This is a genomic window from Streptomyces sp. NPDC051041 (assembly GCF_044456065.1).
Taxonomy (GTDB): domain Bacteria; phylum Actinomycetota; class Actinomycetes; order Streptomycetales; family Streptomycetaceae; genus Streptomyces; species Streptomyces glaucus.
On the sequence record NZ_JBITFM010000002.1, the window covers coordinates 271,985 to 291,491 of the forward strand.

Genomic DNA, 19,507 nt, shown 5'->3' on the forward strand with positions numbered 1-19,507 from the left:
ACCGCCGCGCGCCCCGTCCCCCGGCCCCTCCTCCCGCCCCGTGCGCCGCGGTTCACCCGGTGGCTCCCCCGCCTTCCCCAAAGGGGCGACTGTCACAGTGCGGTCTCCGGGGCACCCCGCCGGTTCCCCGCACGGGGGCCGGTCCTTACGCTGGCCCTGTCAAGACCATTGCGGGGCAACGTGAATCAGATGCAGGGCCTGCTCCTCGCGGGCCGCTACCGGCTCGGCGACTCCATCGGCAGCGGTGGCATGGGCCGGGTATGGCGCGCGCACGACGAGGTGCTGCACCGGGCCGTCGCGGTCAAGGAGCTGACGGCCGCGCTCTACGTCTCCGACAGCGACCGGGAGATCCTGCTGGCCCGCACCCGCGCGGAGGCGCGCGCCGCCGCGCGGATCAACCACTCCGCCGTCGTCACCGTGCACGACGTCCTGGAACACGACGGCCGGCCGTGGATCGTGATGGAGCTGGTCGAGGGCCGCTCGCTGGCCGACGCGGTCATGGAGCGGGGGCGCGTGGAGCCGCGGGAGGCCGCGCGGGTCGGACTGTGGGTGCTGCGCGCGCTGCGCGCCGCGCACACCGCGGGGGTGCTGCACCGCGACGTCAAGCCCGGCAACGTCCTCCTCGGCCGCGACGGGCGCGTCCTGCTCACCGACTTCGGCATCGCGCAGATCGAGGGCGACACGACCATCACCCGGACCGGCGAGGTCGTCGGCTCGGTCGACTACCTCGCGCCCGAGCGGGTCCGCGGCCACGACCCGGGCCCCGCCTCCGACCTGTGGGCGCTGGGCGCGACGCTGTACACGGCGGTGGAGGGCGTCTCGCCGTTCCGCCGCACCTCACCGCTCGGCACCATGCAGGCGGTCGTCGAGGAGGAGGCCGCCGAGCCGCGCCACGCCGGCCCGCTCGCGCCCGTCCTCGACGCGCTGCTGCGCAAGGATCCGGCCATGCGGCCGCAGGCGGCCGAGGCCGAACAGATGCTCGCCGAGGCGGCGGAGGGCCGCCGGCCGGACACGACGCGGGCGTACCCGCCGGCGCGGCACGCGGACCCGCACCCGGCCGCCGGTCCCGGATCCGGCCCGGCCGCGACCCCGTACCGCCCCGCGGCGGCCGGCCCCGCGGCGGCCGGACCGGCAGCGGTCGGCACCGTGACGGCCGGTCCCGTGACGGCCGGTCCCATGACGGTCGGCACCATGGCGACCGGACCGACGGCGGTCGGCCCCACGGCGCTGGGCCCGCAGCCTGCGGCCCCCGCACCGCGGGGACGCCGGCTGCGCACGCTCGCCCTGGTGGTCGTCGTCGCCGCCCTCGTCGGCGGCGGAACCGCCGTGCTGCTGCAGAAGTGGGACGAGAGCCGGCGGACGGAGCAGAGCGCGTCCGCTCCGCCGAACCCCACGACCACCACCGACGGGGCCCCCGAGGGAAACGTTCCGGACTCCTGGGAGCGCCACGACGACCCGGTCGGCTTCAGCCTCTACCTGCCCAAAGGATGGAAACGGCAGGTCCACGGCATCGACGGCGACCTCAAGCAGATCGACTACACCCCCGACGGCGGCGAGCACTTCGTCCGCATCGCCGTCGACACCTCCCCGGACTTCAACGATCCCCACGCCCACCAACTGGATCTGGAACAACAGCTCCAGCGGCTGGCCGACTACCGGCGGGTGCGGCTGGAGCGGAACGTCTACCGCGACCGCGACGGCGCCGTGTGGGAGTACACCTGGACCGCCCTGGCGAAGGACACGCGGTTCCCCGGGCCGCGCCGCGCCATGGAGGAGACGTACATGTCACGGGACGGCGTCGAGTACGTCATCTACATCTCCTCACCCGCCGAGGACTGGGCGACCACCAGCCGGCAGTTCACGACGGTGCTCCAGGGCTGGCGGGAGAAGACCCCCTGACCCGGCGGTGAGGCGGTCGGTCCGACCCGGCGGCGAGGCGGCCGCTCCGGTGGTGCGCCGACGGGCTTCCCGGCGTCGCTCGGTACGGCGACGGCCTTTCCTGCGTCGGTTGTCGGCCACTCACCCGCCGCCGCACCGGAGGCGATCCGTCCGCTGGGGCATCATGGGCCGCATGGGACCCGAGGGGGAGAGCGGCCGGGTGATCGCGGACCGGTACCGGTTGGAGGCGAGGCTCGGTCGCGGCGGCATGGGCGTCGTCTGGCGGGCCACCGACCGGCTGCTCGGCCGGCGGGTCGCGGTCAAGGAGCTCCCCCTGGACGAGACCCTCTCCGCCGAGGAGGCCCGGCAGCAGCGCGACCGCACCCTGCGCGAGGCCCGCGCGGTCGCCCAGCTGCACCACCCGCACATCGTCGTGGTGCACGACGTCGTCGTGGACGACGGGCGCCCGTACATCGTCATGGAGCTGATCGAGGGCAGCTCGCTCGCCGACCACGTCGCCGCGCACGGACCGGTCGGCCCCGTCGAGGCCGCCCGCATCGGCATCGCCCTGCTGGGCGCCCTGCGCACCGCGCACGCGGCCGGCGTCCTGCACCGCGACCTCAAGCCCGCCAACGTCCTGCTGGAGGACGGCACCGACCGGGTCGTCCTCACCGACTTCGGCATCGCGCGGGTCGAGGGCGCGACCACCCTCACCGAGTCCGGCTCCTTCGTCGGCTCGCCCGAGTACACCGCGCCCGAGCGGATGTCCGGCGGCCGGACCGGCCCCGCCTCCGACCTGTGGTCGCTGGGCGCGCTGCTGTGCGCGGCACTGACCGGCGAGTCGCCGTTCCGGCGCGACTCGCTGGGCGGCATCCTGCACGCCGTGGTCTCCGAGGAGGTACGGCCGCCCGCGCAGGCGGGACCGCTCCTGCCCGTCGTCCGCGGGCTGCTGGAACGCGATCCCGAGCGGCGGATGGACGCGGACCGGGCCGAGCGGATGCTGCGGGCCTTCCTGGAACTGGGCCGTACCCCCGAACTGCGCCCGGCCACCGAGCGCCGGGGCGTCACGCGCGGCGTACTGGTGGCCGTGCTGCTGGTGACGGCGACCGGGGTGGTGGGCGTGTCCGCGGCGGCGCTGCTGATGGACCGGGACGGCGACGGGGGCGGCGCGCCGGCGACCTCCGTGCCCGAAACGCCCCCGGCGGAGACCTCGTCGCCGGGCGTCCCCACCGCGACCGTGACGGTGACCCGCCCGTTTCCGCCGGGCCGTACGGAACCCCGGCCGTACGCGGACCGGGGGTGAGCCCCGTCGCGCGTCACCGGCCGGGACCGGACCGCACACGCGGTGGACGAACCCGGCAGCGGCGGCGGGGAGCCCGCCACGGGGCCGGCGGGCGGGGCGTCCGGCTCGGCCGTGAGGCGTGGCCCGGCCCGGCCGGGGCGCGCGTCGACAAGCGGGCGCCCCGCGCGGTACTCATGGGGATGAGCAACCATGGGGCGGCGAGGGCGCCCGGGGCCGGCTGGTGGGCGGGCGCTACCGGCTGATCGAGCGCATCGGCTCCGGCGGGGCGGGCACCGTCTGGCGGGCGTACGACGAACTCGTCCAGCGCGAAGCCGCCGTCAGGGAACCGCGGTTGCCGGGCGAGCCGGAGGACGGGAGCCACCGGCGGGCCGCCCGCCGGCTCCACCACGAGGCCCGTGCCGCCTCCCCGCTCACCACCGCTACCGCCGCCTGGATCGCCCACCGCGAGCGCGACCCGGACGCCGTCCTCCCCCTCCCCGTCCGGTTCTCCTCCCTGGGCGGGGACGGCAGCGCGAGCGACCAGCCCCGGACCGTGCTCCACCGCAGCGACGAGGACGGCGGCGGGGACCTCCAGGTCCGCCTCAGCCTGCGGGACGAGGCGCCCGGCTCCCCGATGGGCCGCGCCCGGCAGGCCCACCGGGACCGGCACCCGGACGGGGGCGACGCCCGCGCCCGGTACGCCCGCACCAGCGTCCAGGGGTACGAGGCCGTGCTCGCCGACACCACCCACGGCCGGGACGGTTCCGCGACCCGGGTGCTGCGCCTGGTGATCCGGACCGATGACGACCGCATGTACGAACTGCGCGTCGACACGCCCGAGGGCACCCCGGACGAGCGCAGGGGCGCGGCGGTGTCCAGGGGCGCCCGTGACCGGCTCGTCCTCGGAAGCGACTGAACCCCGCGAAGGACCGGACCCGCGGAAGCGGCCGAACCCCCGGAAGGGACCGGGCCTCCGGAAAGGACCGGACCCGCCGAAGGGCCGAACCCGGAAAGGACCGGGCCGACCGCGGCCGTCCCCGCGCAACGCCTGATCAGCGCATTCGTTGCCAGCGGACGCTGGCGTCGTGTGAGTGCCCGGTGAAACCCTGTTACCGACGGGTACCCAAAGTTTCCGCGCAGGCATACCCTGCGCCTCATGACGGACGCGCAGGCCCCGGCACCGACCGGTACGAACCCCCTCGCTCCCGCCCCGGCGGGCGCCCGCACCGCCGCCGACGTGGTCACCCCCGAGCTGGTCGCCCGGCTCACCAGGGACGTGATCGGCTCCGGCCGCACCGCCCACCACACGCCGTTCACCGGCGAGAAGCTGGCCGACCTGCCCGAGTCCACGCCCGAGGACGTGGCCAAGGCGTTCCACCTGGCCCGCACCGCCCAGCCCGTATGGGCGCGCACCCCGGTGCGGCAGCGCGCCGCCGTCCTGCTCCGCTTCCACGACCTGCTGCTGGAACGCCAGGCCGAGGTCCTCGACCTCATCCAGCTGGAGACCGGCAAGGCCCGCCTGCACGCCCACGAGGAGGTCCAGGCCGTCGCGGTCGCGGCCCGTCACTACGGCCGCCGGGCCGCCGCCTACCTCCGGCCCAAGCGGCACACCGGCGCCGTGCCGGCCCTGACGAAGGTCACCGAACTGCGCCACCCGCGCGGCGTCGTCGGCCAGGTCGTCCCCTGGAACTACCCCCTCGAACTGTCCGTCGGCGACGCGCTGCCCGCCCTCGTCGCGGGCAACGCGGTGGTGATGAAACCCGACACCGAGTCCTGCCTGACCGCGCTGTGGGCCCGTGACCTGCTGGTCGAGGCGGGGCTGCCCGCCGACGTGCTCCAGACCGTCATCGGTGTCGGTCCCGTCGTCGGCCCCGAGGTCGTCAGGCACGGCGACTACGTCTCCTTCACCGGTTCCACCCGCACCGGCCGCGAGGTCGCCCGGGTCGCCGCCGACCGGCTGGTGGGCGTCTCGCTCGAACTCGGCGGCAAGAACGCCATGCTGGTCCTGCACGACGCCGACGTGGAGAAGGCGGCGGCCGGCGCGGTCCGCGCCTGTTTCTCCTCCGCCGGCCAGCTGTGCGTGTCCATCGAGCGGCTGTACGTCCACGAGTCGGTCGCCGACGCCTTCCTGGAGCGTTTCGCGGCCCGCACGCGCGCGATGCGGCTGGGGCGCGCCCTGGCCTACGGCGCCGACATGGGGTCCCTGGTCAGCGGGCGCCAGCTGGAGACCGTGCGGCGGCACGTGGAGGACGCCGTCGCCCGGGGCGCGCGGATCGTGGCCGGCGGGGTCGCCCGCCCGGACATCGGCCCCTACTTCTACGAGCCGACCATCCTCGAGGGCGTCACCGACGCCATGGCCGTGCACGCCGAGGAGACCTTCGGCCCGGTCGTGTCCGTCCACCGCTTCGCGTCCGAGGACGAGGCGATCGACCGCGCCAACGCCACGCCGTACGGCCTGAACTCCTCGGTCTGGACGCGGGACGCCCGCCGCGGCCGGAAGGTCGCCGCCCGGCTGCGCACCGGCACGGTGAACATCAACGAGGGGTACGCGTCCGCGTACGGCAGCGTGCAGTCCCCCATGGGCGGCATGAAGGACTCCGGCCTGGGCCGCCGGCACGGCGCGGAGGGCATCCTCAAGTACACCGAGGCGCAGACCGTCGCCCACCAGCGGCTGCTGCCGATGGCCCCGTCGTTCGGCATGGACGACGAGAGGTACGCGGCGCTCATGAGCCGCGGCCTGCGCCTGATGAAGGCGTTCCGCCTCCGCTAGCCCCCCGGATCCCGCCGGCCACCCGGAACCCCACCCGTTCTCGACGAGGAGAGCACGTGTCGCAGGAGAACTCCGTCCAGGAACACGACGAGGACGACGACGACTACGACTACGACTACGACTACGACGTGATCGTGGTCGGCTCCGGCTTCGGAGGCTCGGTCGCGGCGCTGCGCCTGACCGAGAAGGGCTACCGCGTCGGCGTGCTGGAGGCGGGCCGCCGCTTCACCCGCGAGACGCTCCCGCGCAGCTCCTGGGACCTGAGGAACTACCTGTGGGCCCCCCGGCTCGGCATGTACGGCATCCAGCGCATCCATCTGCTGGGCAACGTCATGGTCCTGGCGGGCGCCGGCGTCGGCGGCGGCTCCCTCAACTACGCCAACACCCTCTACGTGCCGCCGGCGGCCTTCTTCGAGGACCCGCAGTGGCGGGACGTCACCGACTGGCGGGAGGAGCTGAAGCCGTACTACGACCAGGCGCGGCGCATGCTCGGCGTGCGGCTCAACCCGACGATGACCCCGTCGGACGTGCACCTGAAGGCGGCCGCCGAGCGGATGGGCTGCGGCGACACCTTCCACCTGGCGCCGGTCGGCGTCTTCTTCGGCGACGGCCGGGACGCCGACGGGACGGTGACGGCGAAGCCGGGGCAGAAGGTGCCCGACCCGTACTTCGGAGGGGCGGGGCCGGAGCGCCGGGCCTGCGCCCAGTGCGGCGAGTGCATGACCGGCTGCCGGCACGGCGCGAAGAACACCCTCGGCGAGAACTACCTGTACCTCGCCGAGAAGGCGGGCGCGGTGGTGCACCCGCTGACGACGGTCGTCTCGGTCACGGAGGACCCGCGGGGCGGCTTCGCGGTCGCCGCCCTGCCCACCGACCGGCGGAGGAAGGGCCGGGGCCGGACCTTCCGGGCCCGCCGGGTCGTCCTCGCCGCCGGCACCTACGGCACCCAGACCCTGCTGCACCGCATGAAGGCGGACGGCCGGCTGCCGTACGTCTCCGACCGGCTGGGCGAGCTCACCCGCACCAACTCCGAGGCCCTGGTCGGCGCCCAGACCGACGACCGGCGCTACCGCAAGGTCACCGGCGAGGCGAGGGTCGACTTCACGCGCGGCGTCGCCATCACGTCCTCCGTCCACCCCGACCCGGACACCCACATCGAGCCCGTCCGCTACGGCAGGGGCTCCAACGCGATGGGCAGCCTGTCGATCCTCCAGGTCCCCTACGCGGGAAACCGCTCGGGTGCCTCCCGGGTGCTGGGCTTCCTGCTCCACGCGGCGAGGCACCCGGTGCAGGCGGCCCGCTCCCTGTCCAACCGCCGCTGGTCGGAGCGGACGATCATCGGCCTGGTGATGCAGTCGCTGGACAACTCCCTGACGACGTACCTGAAGCCCAAGGGCGTCGGCAAAGGCCTGCTGACGGCCCGTCAGGGTCACGGCGCCCCCAACCCCAAGCAGATCAAGGCCGCCACCGAGGGCGCCTCCGCGCTGGCCGCCGAGATCAACGGCTTCGCCGGCTCGAACATCGGCGAGCTCATGGGCACCCCGCTGACGGCCCACTTCCTCGGCGGCTGCCCGATCGGCGCCTCCCGCGAGACCGGCGTCATCGACCCGTACCACCGCCTCTACGGCCACCCCGGCATCTCGGTCGTCGACGGCTCCGCGGTCTCGGCCAACCTGGGGGTGAACCCGTCCCTGACGATCACGGCCCAGGCCGAGCGGGCGATGGCGTACTGGCCCAACAAGGGCGAGCCGGACCCGCGCCCGCGGCAGGGAGCGGCGTACCGGCGCCTCGCCCCCGTGGCGCCGAAGTCCCCGGCGGTCCCGCCGGACGCCTTCGGCGCGCTGCGGCTGCCGTTCCTGGGGATCCCGGCGGTGCCGCCGAAGCGGTGAGGAGCGGTGCGGAGGGGGAGCGGGACGGAAGAAGGACCCGCGCCCCCCTCCGAGCGCGGGTCCTTCTTCCGTCCCGTGCCAGGCCTTCACGGCCTCACGGCTGTGCGGCCCGGCGGGCGTGGTTCACGCCTGGGCGTCGGCCTTGCGCCGCCGCACCGCGAACACCGCGCCGGCGCCGGCGACGACGGCGACACCGCCGACGAGTCCGATCATCGGCAGGGCGGAGCCGGCGCCGGTCTCGGCGAGGCTGCCGGTGGGCAGGTCGGAGACGTCGCCCTGCGGCTTCTTCACCGAGTCCCTGGCGTCGTTGTCGCTCGGATCGGCCGTGCCCGGGGCGGGGTTGGCGGAGCCGGGCTCGAGGACCTCGAAGTCGTACATGGCCCAGCCCTCGGCGATGCAGTCCTGGCCCTCGACGTTGTCGAGGTAGGCGCCGGAGCCGAAGGAGTAGGAGTCACCGGCCGGGGCCTTGGCGTCGATGCTGACGCGCAGGTCGACGGTCTCGCTGGCCTTGGACTTCAGCTTCTCCACGAAGTAGAAGTAGTCGCCGGCCCAGTCGTCGCTGCCGATGCGGTCCCAGGAGCCGGTCTCGGGGTTCTTGAACTCGAGGTCGACGTAGGGGCTGAGGAACTTCGACTCGTCGAGTTCGTAGTTCTCCACCTCGGCGTAGAAGGCGACGCCCTCGACGTCGGTCCCGGACTCGTTGGTGACGACCAGTTCGAAGTCGTGGAAGCCGTCACCCGCGACGATCTTGCCCGGCAGGCCCTTGATGTCCGCGGACACCTTGGCGTCGCCGAAGTTCTCGTCCAGGTCCTCGCAGTACGGGACGGTCGGGTCCGACGGCTCCTCGCTCGGCTCGGCCGGCTCGGACGGCTCGGGCTCCTCCGACTCGCTCTGGGTGGCGCTCGGGGCGGGCGACGTGGTGGTGGGGGTGCCGGTCGGCACACCGGTTCCGGTCGGGGCGGCGGTGGTGGTGGCCGTGTCGCTCGGTGTCGCCGTGGCCGTCGCCGTGTCGGTCGCGGTGGCGGTGGGCGTGGTGCCGGCCGTGTCGCTCGGGGGCGCCGCAGGCGTCGTCCCCTCCGCGAACGCGGCGGGCGCGGACAGCAGCGCGAGCGGCGCGATGACCGCGGTCGCGGCGGCGGCTGCCATGGCACGGCGAAGCTTCATGAAGACCTCAGGGAGTCCGGCGCACTGCGGTGACCGCAGTGCGGGGGTGGGAGGCCTCCGCGTGTGAGGCGCGGGTGTGGCCCTCGGGTCGTCAGGTTTGATCGGTGGAAGCTGTGAAGGGTTGCACTTGTCCTCATGGAATTCTCATGTGATCTGCGTCACGCGCCCGTGGGCGGGTTCGCGGTGCGCGAGGCGGGCACGACAAGGGCCCCGCGTGACGGAGTCGCGGGGTCCTTCTTCCGTCGGCGCCGGCGTCGGGGCAGCGCCGGTGCCGGGGAGCGGCGCCGGGGTCGCACCGCTCGCTCGGGGTGCCGCGGGCCCCGCTTCGGGCGCCGGCCGCCCGGTGCGCTCGGGCGCCTCCTGGCGGCGGGGACGGACTGTTCCCGGCCTCGGGCGGCACGCCGGGCACGGCGGGACGGTGCGGGGCGGGCGGTGCCGTCGTGCGCGGAGGGGTCCGGGTGCTCCGCGCGTCGTGTCCGGCCGGGAGCCGCCTGCACCGCCGGTCGTCCCGGACCCGGGCTGTTTGCCGGCCGGCCCCGGGCGTCCCCGGGGCCGGCCGTTCTCTTGGGCGACCGGACTGCTGTCCCCTGCCGTCCGGTCACCTTCCTGGAGCGAGGTCCCACGACGCGCGGCACGGGCCGTGCGTCTCATCGCTCCAGTGAGCCACGCGTGGTTCTTCTCGGGCCCGCCCCTGGCTGGCACGGACATCCGGACCAACGAGCCGGACGGGCCGGCGGTCACGCGCCGGACGGGTGAGCGGGCATGCGCACGCGCGTACCCGCAACGCCCGGTCAGATCCTGCCGCGGCACAGCTCCAGCAGGGTCATCGCGAGGGCGGTGCCGGGCTTGCCCAGCGCCTCCCGGTAGTGGCCGAGGACCTCCATCTCCCGGGAGAGGTTCACGCGCCGGCCGCCGGAGGCGATGCGCGCCTGCTGGATCACGGCGGAGACCGCCATCCGTTCCTGGATCAGGCCGATGATCCGGTCGTCGAGGGCGTCGATGCGCTCCCGGGCGCCGGTGATCACGCCGGCGGCCTCGGCGGTTCCGGCCCCGGTCCTCTCCGTGCCGTTGCTCTCCGTCTTCCGGGCCTGCTCCGCGGCGGTCTTCTCGGTGGGGGTGACGGTCATGGTCGGGGGCTCCTCGCGGGGTGGGGGCGGCCCCTGGAACGACAGGTCCCGGAGAACGCCAGGCGCCCCGGACCTTGTCGGCCCGGGGCGCCTGGGAAGTCGCTTGTCAGTTGCTCAAGCAGCACGACCATGGCAGCCGGCGGGCCGGTCGCCATAGGTAAAGAGGAAGGTCGGGTGCTTGTGCATGAGGGGCAGTATAGGCACAGCCCGGCCGGCCGCACGGGCGCGTTCCGGCCGGCGGTACGGGCGCGGCCCGGCCGGCTGCCGGGCGGCGGCGCGAGGCCCGTGCCGGAGCGGTGGAGGAGGCGTGCGCCGGCGGGGGAGGGGACGTGCGCCGGCGGGGGGAGGAGGCGGCGGCTGCGGCGACGGAACCGGATCCACGGCCGCCTCGGTAGAATCGGGTGGCACAAGGACCCGCCCAACCGCCGGAAGGCACCCCGTGTCATCAGCGACTCCCGCTGCCGCCGCCCCCGACACCGTCCTGGTCGTCGACTTCGGTGCGCAGTACGCCCAGCTCATCGCCCGACGCGTCCGTGAGGCCCGGGTCTACAGCGAGATCGTGCCGAGCACCATGCCCGTCGAGGAGATGCTCGCCCGGAACCCGGCGGCGATCATCCTCTCCGGCGGCCCCTCGTCGGTGTACGAGGAGGGTGCGCCCCGTCTCGACCGCGAGCTCTTCGAGTCCGGCGTCCCCGTCTTCGGCATGTGCTACGGCTTCCAGCTGATGGCGCAGACCCTCGGCGGCACGGTGGACAACACCGGCGCCCGCGAGTACGGCCGTACGCCGCTGCACGTCTCCAAGGTCTCCTCCACCCTCTTCGAGGGCACCCCGGCCGAGCAGGCCGTGTGGATGTCGCACGGCGACGCCTGCTCCGCCGCTCCCGACGGCTTCACCGTCACGGCCTCCACGGACGTCGTCCCGGTCGCCGCCTTCGAGAACGACGAGAAGAAGCTGTACGGCGTCCAGTACCACCCCGAGGTGATGCACTCCACCTACGGGCAGCAGGTGCTGGAGCACTTCCTGTACCGGGGAGCCGGCCTGGAGCCGAACTGGACCACCGGCAACGTGATCGAGGAGCAGGTCGAGGCGATCCGCAAGCAGGTCGGCGACAAGCGCGCGATCTGCGGTCTGTCCGGCGGCGTGGACTCCGCCGTGGCCGCAGCCCTCGTGCAGAAGGCCATCGGCTCCCAGCTGACCTGCGTGTACGTCGACCACGGCCTGATGCGCAAGGGCGAGACCGAGCAGGTCGAGAAGGACTTCGTGGCCGCGACCGGCGTCCAGCTGAAGGTCGTCGACGCGAGCGAGCGGTTCCTGAACGCGCTCAAGGGGGTCACCGACCCCGAGGAGAAGCGGAAGATCATCGGCCGGGAGTTCATCCGGGTCTTCGAGCAGGCCCAGGCCGAGATCGTCGCGGACGAGGGCCCGGCGGTCGAGTTCCTGGTCCAGGGCACGCTCTACCCGGACGTGGTCGAGTCCGGCGGCGGCACCGGCACCGCCAACATCAAGTCCCACCACAACGTGGGCGGCCTGCCCGAGGACCTCGAGTTCAAGCTGATCGAGCCGCTGCGCAAGCTGTTCAAGGACGAGGTCCGCATGGTCGGCCAGGAGCTCGGCCTGCCGGAGGAGATCGTCCAGCGCCAGCCGTTCCCCGGCCCCGGCCTCGGCATCCGGATCGTCGGCGAGGTCACCAAGGAGCGCCTGGACCTGCTGCGCGAGGCCGACGCCATCGCCCGCGAGGAACTGACGGCGGCCGGCCTCGACCGGGACATCTGGCAGTGCCCGGTGGTGCTGCTCGCCGACGTCCGGTCCGTCGGCGTCCAGGGCGACGGCCGCACCTACGGCCACCCGATCGTCCTGCGCCCGGTGTCGAGCGAGGACGCCATGACGGCCGACTGGTCGCGCCTGCCGTACGACGTCCTCGCCCGGATCTCCACCCGGATCACCAACGAGGTCAAGGACGTCAACCGGGTCGTCCTGGACGTCACCTCCAAGCCGCCGGGGACCATCGAGTGGGAGTGAGCCCTACGTGCGCTTGAGCGTGCGCAGGGGTGCGCCGGGCCGCCAGACCTGGACGACCAGATACGTGTCGTCCTCGACGTAGGTCCGCACGACCTCCGTCAGCTCGGTGCGGAAGAGGTGGAACGGCTGCGGCGGTTCCACCTCTTCGGCGTATCCGGCCTTCGCCCGCGGATCGGTGACCTCGAACGCCCGTCCGCCGATCCGCACGTCGCCGCCGCCCATGGACTGGCCCTCCCCGGGATTCGCCTGGAGCGCGAAGCGGGGATCGCGGCGCAGGTCGAGCGCCTTGAGCGAGTCCGGCATCATTCCCAGCCACAGTTCGCCGTCCAGGAAGCGGACCTCCAGACCGGTGGTGCGGGGCGAGCCGTCCTTGCGGAGGGTGGCGAGGACATGGTGGGTGTACGCGCCGAAGCGCGCCTCGACGGTCCGGGCGAGGTCGGGTTCGGCGGTGACGAAGGCGGCCCAGTTCGCCCGGCCGGGCGGGCTCGTACGGTTGCTCATGCGGTCAGTGTGGCGTCGAAAGCGGACATCTTCTGTCGGGCATTCACGGCATCACCTGTACGCGTGAGGTGGCCGAAGAGGTGTGCCGCGCTCCTGCCCGGACGGTGCCGCCGTCAGCCGGTACGGACCGGCCGCGTCGGACGGTCGGCCGCCGGTCGTCCGGCGGAGGGGCTGCGCCCGAGTCCGAGGGCGACGGTTTCTCAGTCGGTCCCCGGGGAGACGGGGTCTCCCCGTAGGCCCGGCCGAGCAGCGGACACGGAGCGGTGCGGACCCGGCGTGACCCCGACCGCTCCGCCGCCGGGGACAGGCACCGCCATGCCGGACGGTTCCGGCGGAGGGGGTCCCGCGGCCCGGTCAACACGGCGGGCCGGTCTTCACCCTCGCTGACCGCACCTGCCGGATGTGAGAGGGGTGGCGTAGGGCACAATTCGCTGACGTCGCAAGGAAGTTGTTCCCGTGCGGGGACGGCCGGGACCCGGGCAGGGTCCGAGAGGCCGTCGGGCGTGCGAGGACGGCGCCGGGGCGGGTGCCGGTTCGGTCGCCGGACGGGCACCGCGATGCGGTGTCATGCCGGCGGTCGTCGACGTCGACGGCGACGGTGTCGCTGGTGCTGGTGCTGGTGTCGGCGTGGATCGGTGCCGGTGCCGGACGGTTGCGGTGCCGGGATGGATACGTACGGTTCGGGTTCGTGGGAAAGGGCGGGCGTCGGGCGTGGCGGTGCGGGAGGCGAGAGAGGGCGGCGCGGACGCGGCCGCGCACGGGGGCGGCTGTGCCTGCGGGGACTGCCCGCACGGGGCACGCGAGGGACACCGGCGGGCGGTTGCCGCGTTCCGGTCGAAGCGCGACGAGTTCGCCGCCGGGCACGGCCTGCCGGCCGCCGTGGCCCATTCGGCCTCGGCCTCCCGCCAGTGGATCTCCGAGGAGCTGACACAGGCGGCGGAACTCGTCGCCGAACGAGGTCGCGCCGAGGGCCGGGCATGGCTGGCGGGCCTGTGGCGGCGTACGGCGTGCGCGGTGTGGGCGGCGGTGGTGGTGCTGCTCCTGGCCCAGGCGCTCACCGCGATCGGCGCGGGCTGGTCCGCCGCACGCACCGCCGGGCTGCTGGCGGCGCTGGTGGTGGCCGGGGCGCTGACGGCGGCGTCGTGGTTCCACCGGGCGCGGGGTGGCGCGCTGGCGCCCGTCATCGGTGAGGACAACCGTCTGTCCACGTCGCGTGCGGTGGCCGGGGCGTGGGTGCTGTTCGTCACCTATGCGGTGCTGGTACTGGCCGGGCAGCTGGCGGTGGCCTCACGGCACGGTGCGCGCGACGCGCTGGTCTCCGGGCTCGAACTCGCCCGGGGCGCCGGTGTGGTGACCGTGCTCGCCGTGGTGTGCGGGATCGCCGTGCTGGTGCGGCGGGTGGTCGGGGTGCGGGTGCTCGGGCAACGGCTGCAGAAGGTACGGGCGGACCGGCCGCGGGCCGCGGACCTGCTCACGGACGACGCGGGGCGGGGCGCCTTCGCCGACATCCAGTACGTCGTGATCAGCGCGGTGGCGCTGGTGTTCGCCGCGGTGCGGCTGGCCCGGCGACCGGACCAGCTGCCGGACCTGCCATGGGGACTGGCGGTGGTGGTGCTGGTGTCCGCGATGACGTACCTGGCCGGGAAGTACGCGGAGGGGGGCCGTCCGGTGATCCTTTCCGTGGTGCGGGCGCGGGAGGCCGGTGACCTGGACGCACCGATCCGTACCGGGGACGACATCGAGATCCGGGGGGCCGGGTTCGTGCCGCCGGGGGCGCAGCGGGCGGACCGGCTGTCGCGGATGGTCGTCCGTATCGGCGCGGTGCACGTCCATGTGCCGTTGGTGCCGGTGACCGGAGGGTTCAGCAACCCCACGGACGCATTGCTGACCGTGCCGGTGCCGGCGGACGTGGAGCCGGGACGGGTGGAGGTGCAGGTGGTCACCGCGGCGGGAGCGGAGACGAACAAGTACGTGATCGACGTGACCGAGTGACGGGCGCGGGGGCCTCCGACGGGTGGCCTCCGGCGGGTGGCCGCGTGTGTCCGGTGGCGGGCGAGGGGACGCGTGACGTGCTCGGGCGGGTGCGGCTGCGGGTGCGGAACGTGGTCGGTCCTCCGGGCGCGGCCCGTCCCCCGGGCCGTCCTTCGGCCCGGGGGCGAGGAAGTAGTTCCGGCCATTGCCGGGCGCGGCTTGTAAAAGGCGGCCGGTTCTGGAATGAGCGGGCTGACCTTGGCGTACGTATCGTCTGATGAAGGGTTCGGTGCGTGTGGTGAGAGGTGGCTGACGGCGTTGACCCACGGTATGCGTACGGAGACGCACACGTCTCATCTCGGCGGCGACCGGGACCGGCGGGACACCGCCACCCGTTACGCCCTCCTTCCGCTGCGTGTCTTTCTGGGCGTCACCTTCCTCTACGCCGGCCTGGACAAGCTCACCGACAGCGCCTTCCTGAAGGAGGCCGGCGCCGGGTCCATCGGCGACATGATGCGCACCGTCCGTGACTCCTCCGCCCTTCCGGCCCTGGTCGACCTGGCCCTGGAGAACCCCGTCGGTTTCGGCTACGCCATCGCCCTCGGTGAACTGGCCGTCGGCATCGGCACCCTGCTCGGTCTGCTCACCCGCCTGGCGGCACTCGGCGGTGCGTTGATCTCGCTCAGCCTGTGGCTGACCGTGAGCTGGGCCTCCGACCCGTACTACTACGGCAACGACCTCGCCTACCTGATGGCCTGGCTGCCTCTCGTCCTCGCGGGCGCGCCCCTGCTCTCCCTGGATGCCGCGCTGCGGGCGCGACGGCGGCAGCGGGCCGGAGGGCACCGGTAGGCCGGCCGGGCCGTCAGGTCGGCGCGTCGGCGTCGGCGTCGGTGTAGGCGTCGGCTTCGGGCCGGCCGGCGGCCCGGCTGCCCGTCCTGCGGCGCCGGTGCACGCCCCGCGCCAGCAGTCCGGCCACGGCTGCCAGACAGAGCCCGCCCGCGACGACGGGTATCACCACGAACCAGGGCGTCTCCCAGGCGCCACCCGCGTCACCGGCGTAGACGACGCCGGCCAGGGTCAGGAAAGCGCCGGCGACCAGTCGTCCGGGCTGGAACTCATGACGCAGCACGGCGCACCTCCGCCTGCCCCACACCGACCTGGAGATCGAGGTCGACCGTGCCGGTACTCCTGACGCCGGCCGACGGCGGCAGGGTCACCTCCTCGTGCTTACCCGGAGCCACGTCCACGTCCTTCTCGTCGTCGCCCGGCAACTGGATGTCGCCCATGCCCACGTCGACGCTGAGCCGCACGGTCACCTCCGGCGGGACGATGACCCGTATGCGGCCCATCCCCACGTCCGCCCGTGTGCTCACCGTCTGCCCCTCGGCCAGCCGCAGCCGGGACAGGTCCAGGGTGCCGGCGCCGGTGCCGAGGCCGTACGCCGGCCGCACGCTCGCCGCCGCGGCCGGCTTCCAGGTCGTGCGCGTCCACTGCGTGCCGATGTCCTCGGGCAGGACGGCCGAGCCGGCGAGCAGGGCCGCCGTGACAACCGCCAGGAACACCGACCCGGCACCCGTGCGCCCCAGGAACGCGCTCACCGCTATCCCCAGGCCGAAGACGACGAGCGCGCAGGACAGGCCGGTCTGCAGGCTGGTGCCGAGCGGACGATCCTGCCAGGTCAGGCGGGTGCCGAGGGTGCCGGCGAGCAGGGCGAGCAGGAACACCCAGCCGCCGATCCAGCGCGGGCCGCGCGGCCTCGGCGGCCGGGACCACCGGGCGCGGAGGCCCTCGCCGCCGCCGTACGCGCCGAGGCCGATGTTGACGGCGGCCGAGACGTCCCGGTCGCGGGCGTCGAGGGGGCCCCACAGATATCCCGTGCCGCCGATGTGCGTGCCGTCCTTGACGATGGGATCGCGCCACCAGGAGGGGGCGGCGGCGACCGGGGGCGCCTGGGGCTCCGGCGGGGCGTCGGCGACGGCCTGGGCGGCGAGCGGGTCGGGGCCGGGCGCGCCGCGGTGCCGCGACCAGTAACCGGCGCCCGCGAGCAGCAGGGACAGGACGACGGCGAAGGTCAGCACTCCGCCGTTGTTCAGCATCGTCAGGAACACCCCGCACCCGACCAGCGCGAACAGCACGGCGGCGAGGGCATGGCCGTCGACGCGGCCGGTCAGGAGCTTGCGCACCTCGTTCCCGTCCTCGTCGTCGTACGGGACGAGGAGCCAGGCGAAGCCGTAGAAGACGAGGCCGACGCCACCGGTCGCGGAGAGCACCGCGAGGGTGATCCGGAAGATCACCGGGTCCATGTCGCACTGCCGTCCGAGCCCGGCGCAGACTCCCGCCAGCATCTTGTACCGGTGATCGCGGCGGAACCCGTGGGGAGGGCCGGGGGCGCCGGCGGTTCCGTCGGACGACGGGTCCGGGGGCGGAGGGACCGCGCCTCCGTCGTGCTCCGCGGCGCCCGTCCGCGTACCGCCTTGCGGGGCCTGGCCGTTCCCCGGCGTCGTCTCCCCTTCTTCCCCCCGCGCGCCCGTGTGCCCGTGCGCGCGGGAGCTCCGGTCCGGGCCGGACGAGGCGCCGGGCCGCGCATCCGCGGCGGGCGCGGCATCCTGCGGCCCGGCGCCCGGTGCGGGGCGCGGGCCGGAGCCGGGTCCCGGACCCGTCGCGGCGTGCTCGTGATCTGTCATGTGTCCATGGTGACGGGCGGGCCGCCGCGGCGGCAGCCGCCGCGACCCTGGCCGGACCCTGAAATCTCCCCTGATCCGGGACCGGGGAAGCGTTCGACGGAGCGGCCCGCCGAAGATCAGGGGAGTCTCGGGGGACGACCCTGATGCCCGGACCCTCCCGCCGTGTGACCATCGTTGGCATGCCGGAAGCCGCAGCAGCGCCACTCGCCGAACCGCGGCCGCCGCGCAGGCTCTACCGCAGCAGTGACGGACGCTGGCTCGGGGGCGTGGCGCGGGGGCTCGCCGGGCATCTCGGGCTGCCCGTCGTCTGGGTACGGCTCGTGTTCGTCGGCCTGTTCATGGCCGACGGCCTCGGCGCGCTGCTGTACGCCGCGTTCTGGTTCTTCGTGCCGCTCGGCGTCGGCGGCGTCGACGCGCAGCGGGCGCCGTCCCCGGCCGCCGCCGGGACCTCGCCGGACGGCCGCCGCAGACTCGTCGCCCGCAAACCCGACAAGGGCCAGATCGTCGCCCTGCTCCTCATGGTCGTCGTGGCCATGGTCTTCGTGGGCAACGTCGACCTCGGCACCGGCGCCCAGGCCTACCTGTGGCCGACCGTGCTCGTCGGCGCGGGCGTCGCCCTGGTCTGGCGGCAGGCGGACAACGCCCGCCGGGCCCGCTGGGTCGAGGTCGGCAGCCGCCGGCGCACGGTCACGCTGCTGCGCACCGCGGCCGGCGTACTGCTGGTGACCGCCGGCGTCACCGGCATCTTCGTCCTGCAGGGCTCCGCCGCCCACCTCGGCTCCGTCCTGCAGGCCGCCCTCGCGGTCCTCGTCGGCATAACGCTCCTCGCCGGCCCCTATCTCGTGCGGATGACGCAGGACCTGTCCGAGGAGCGCCTGATGCGCATCCGCGCCCAGGAGCGCGCGGAGGTCGCCGCCCACGTCCACGACTCGGTGCTGCACACCCTGACCCTGATCCAGCGCAACGCGGAGAACCCGAACGAGGTGCGCCGTCTCGCCCGCGCCCAGGAGCGCGACCTGCGCACCTGGCTGTACAAACCGGAGGGCAACGGAAAGGACGAGGCCGAGGAGCCCACCACCCTCGCCGAGGCCGTGCGGCGCAACGCCGCCGAGGTCGAGGACAAGCACGGCGTCCCGATGGAGGTGGTCGTCGTCGGCGACTGCCCGCTCGACGAGAGGATCGGCGCGCAGATGCAGGCCGCGCGCGAAGCGATGGTGAACGCCGCCAAGTACGGTGGCGAGGGCGGCGCCGTACAGGTCTATGCCGAAGTCGAGGGAAGGAAGGTCTTCGTGTCCGTCCGGGACCGCGGCCCCGGCTTCGACCTCGATTCGATACCCGCCGATCGGATGGGAGTCAGGCAATCGATCATCGGCCGCATGGAACGCAACGGCGGCACGGCGCGGCTGCGCGCGGTGCCCGGCGGCGGTACGGAGGTCGAGCTGGAGATGGAGAGGGCGGAGACGTCATGAGCGACCCGACCGAGACGAACGGCAGGGCGGGGACGGCGGAGGCGGCCGGGTCCGCGGCGCCGGCCGGGAGCGGCGCGGGCCGGCGCCATGTGCGCGTGGTCCTCGTCGACGACCACCGCATGTTCCGTACGGGCGTGCAGGCCGAGATCGGACAGACCGAGCAGACCGGCGTCGAGGTCGTCGGGGAGGCCGCCGACGTCGACCAGGCGGTCGCGGTCATCATCGCGACCCGGCCCGAGGTGGTCCTGCTGGACGTGCACCTGCCGGGCGGCGGCGGCGTCGAAGTGCTGCGCCGCTGCGCCGCGCTGACGGCCGACACCGAGCGGCCCGTCCGCTTCCTCGCCCTGTCCGTGTCGGACGCGGCGGAGGACGTGATCGGCGTCATCCGCGGCGGCGCCCGCGGCTACGTCACCAAGACGATCACGGGCGCGGACCTGATCGATTCGATCTTCCGCGTCCAGGAGGGCGACGCCGTCTTCTCGCCCCGCCTGGCCGGCTTCGTCCTCGACGCCTTCGCCTCCACCGACGCCCCGCCCGTCGACGAGGACCTCGACCGCCTCACCCAGCGCGAGCGCGAGGTCCTCCGCCTCATCGCCCGCGGCTACGCCTACAAGGAGATCGCCAAGCAGCTGTTCATCTCCGTGAAGACGGTCGAGTCCCACGTCTCGGCGGTGCTGCGCAAGCTCCAGCTGTCCAACCGGCACGAGCTGACCCGGTGGGCGACGGCTCGGCGCCTGGTGTGAGCCGGGAGG

At 74.2% G+C, this 19,507-nt stretch carries 14 protein-coding genes and 1 pseudogene; 10 read left to right on the forward strand and 5 right to left on the reverse strand.

The features are described 5' to 3' along the window. The first annotated feature begins 189 nt into the window (after window positions 1-189). The 5 genes and pseudogenes from ACIBAI_RS04560 to ACIBAI_RS04580 all read left to right on the forward strand — a co-directional run bounded on the left by ACIBAI_RS04560 (window position 190) and on the right by ACIBAI_RS04580 (window position 7,819). The gene (locus ACIBAI_RS04560) at window positions 190-1,899 is read left to right on the forward strand and encodes a protein kinase (protein WP_399030923.1); all 1,710 of its coding nucleotides are present in this window, start codon (window positions 190-192) and stop codon (window positions 1,897-1,899) included. A 172-nt stretch (window positions 1,900-2,071) separates the two neighbouring features. Continuing rightward, a complete protein-coding gene (locus ACIBAI_RS04565; protein WP_399030924.1) occupies window positions 2,072-3,181 on the forward strand; it encodes a serine/threonine-protein kinase in 1,110 nt (369 codons plus the stop codon). 217 nt (window positions 3,182-3,398) lie between these two features. Then, a pseudogene (locus ACIBAI_RS04570) lies at window positions 3,399-3,587 on the forward strand (serine/threonine protein kinase); the annotation flags it as partial. Window positions 3,588-4,316: 729 nt separating this feature from the next. Beyond that, complete coding sequence (locus tag ACIBAI_RS04575; protein ID WP_399030925.1) at window positions 4,317-5,930, forward strand: succinic semialdehyde dehydrogenase; 1,614 nt, start codon at window positions 4,317-4,319, stop codon at window positions 5,928-5,930. 56 nt (window positions 5,931-5,986) lie between these two features. After that, window positions 5,987-7,819: a GMC oxidoreductase gene (locus tag ACIBAI_RS04580; RefSeq protein ID WP_399030926.1), complete on the forward strand. Its 1,833-nt coding sequence runs from the start codon at window positions 5,987-5,989 to the stop codon at window positions 7,817-7,819. Window positions 7,820-7,942: 123 nt separating this feature from the next. Here the strand turns inward: ACIBAI_RS04580 and ACIBAI_RS04585 are convergent, their stop codons facing one another. After that, window positions 7,943-8,983 (reverse strand): LPXTG cell wall anchor domain-containing protein, encoded by a 1,041-nt coding sequence (locus tag ACIBAI_RS04585; protein ID WP_399030927.1) that lies wholly within the window; start codon window positions 8,981-8,983, stop codon window positions 7,943-7,945. A 791-nt stretch (window positions 8,984-9,774) separates the two neighbouring features. After that, window positions 9,775-10,110: a chorismate mutase gene (locus tag ACIBAI_RS04590; RefSeq protein WP_399030928.1), complete on the reverse strand. Its 336-nt coding sequence runs from the start codon at window positions 10,108-10,110 to the stop codon at window positions 9,775-9,777. A gap of 439 nt (window positions 10,111-10,549) precedes the next feature. On the opposite strand from ACIBAI_RS04590, the gene guaA reads away from it, so the two are divergent. Then, on the forward strand, window positions 10,550-12,130 hold the full coding sequence (gene guaA, locus ACIBAI_RS04595) for a glutamine-hydrolyzing GMP synthase (protein WP_399030929.1): 1,581 nt from the start codon (window positions 10,550-10,552) through the stop codon (window positions 12,128-12,130). Between the two features lie 3 nt (window positions 12,131-12,133). Here guaA and ACIBAI_RS04600 read toward each other — a convergent pair whose 3' ends face one another. Continuing rightward, window positions 12,134-12,631, reverse strand: a complete 498-nt coding sequence (locus tag ACIBAI_RS04600; protein WP_399030930.1) for a pyridoxamine 5'-phosphate oxidase family protein — start codon at window positions 12,629-12,631, stop codon at window positions 12,134-12,136. Between the two features lie 711 nt (window positions 12,632-13,342). On the opposite strand from ACIBAI_RS04600, the gene ACIBAI_RS04605 reads away from it, so the two are divergent. Together ACIBAI_RS04605 and ACIBAI_RS04610 are read left to right on the forward strand one after the other, a co-directional pair. Continuing rightward, window positions 13,343-14,623 carry a hypothetical protein gene (locus tag ACIBAI_RS04605; RefSeq protein WP_399030931.1) on the forward strand — a complete coding sequence of 427 codons (1,281 nt, stop codon included), beginning with the start codon at window positions 13,343-13,345 and terminating at the stop codon, window positions 14,621-14,623. Between the two features lie 309 nt (window positions 14,624-14,932). After that, window positions 14,933-15,451 (forward strand): DoxX family membrane protein, encoded by a 519-nt coding sequence (locus tag ACIBAI_RS04610; RefSeq protein ID WP_399030932.1) that lies wholly within the window; start codon window positions 14,933-14,935, stop codon window positions 15,449-15,451. 13 nt (window positions 15,452-15,464) lie between these two features. On the opposite strand, the gene ACIBAI_RS04615 is transcribed toward ACIBAI_RS04610, so the two are convergent. Both ACIBAI_RS04615 and ACIBAI_RS04620 read right to left on the reverse strand, forming a co-directional pair. Then, window positions 15,465-15,731 (reverse strand): hypothetical protein, encoded by a 267-nt coding sequence (locus tag ACIBAI_RS04615; protein ID WP_399030933.1) that lies wholly within the window; start codon window positions 15,729-15,731, stop codon window positions 15,465-15,467. After that, window positions 15,718-17,286, reverse strand: coding sequence for a PspC domain-containing protein (locus ACIBAI_RS04620; protein WP_399030934.1), 1,569 nt, complete (start codon window positions 17,284-17,286; stop codon window positions 15,718-15,720). The genes ACIBAI_RS04615 and ACIBAI_RS04620 overlap by 14 nt, the downstream gene beginning before the upstream one ends. Before the next feature lie 179 nt (window positions 17,287-17,465). Between ACIBAI_RS04620 and ACIBAI_RS04625 the strand changes: the two genes are divergently transcribed. Beyond that, entirely contained in the window at window positions 17,466-18,755 is a 1,290-nt protein-coding gene (locus ACIBAI_RS04625) for a PspC domain-containing protein (RefSeq protein ID WP_399030935.1), read from the forward strand. After that, entirely contained in the window at window positions 18,752-19,498 is a 747-nt protein-coding gene (locus tag ACIBAI_RS04630) for a LuxR C-terminal-related transcriptional regulator (RefSeq protein WP_399030936.1), read from the forward strand. The genes ACIBAI_RS04625 and ACIBAI_RS04630 overlap by 4 nt, the downstream gene beginning before the upstream one ends. Window positions 19,499-19,507 lie beyond the last annotated feature (9 nt).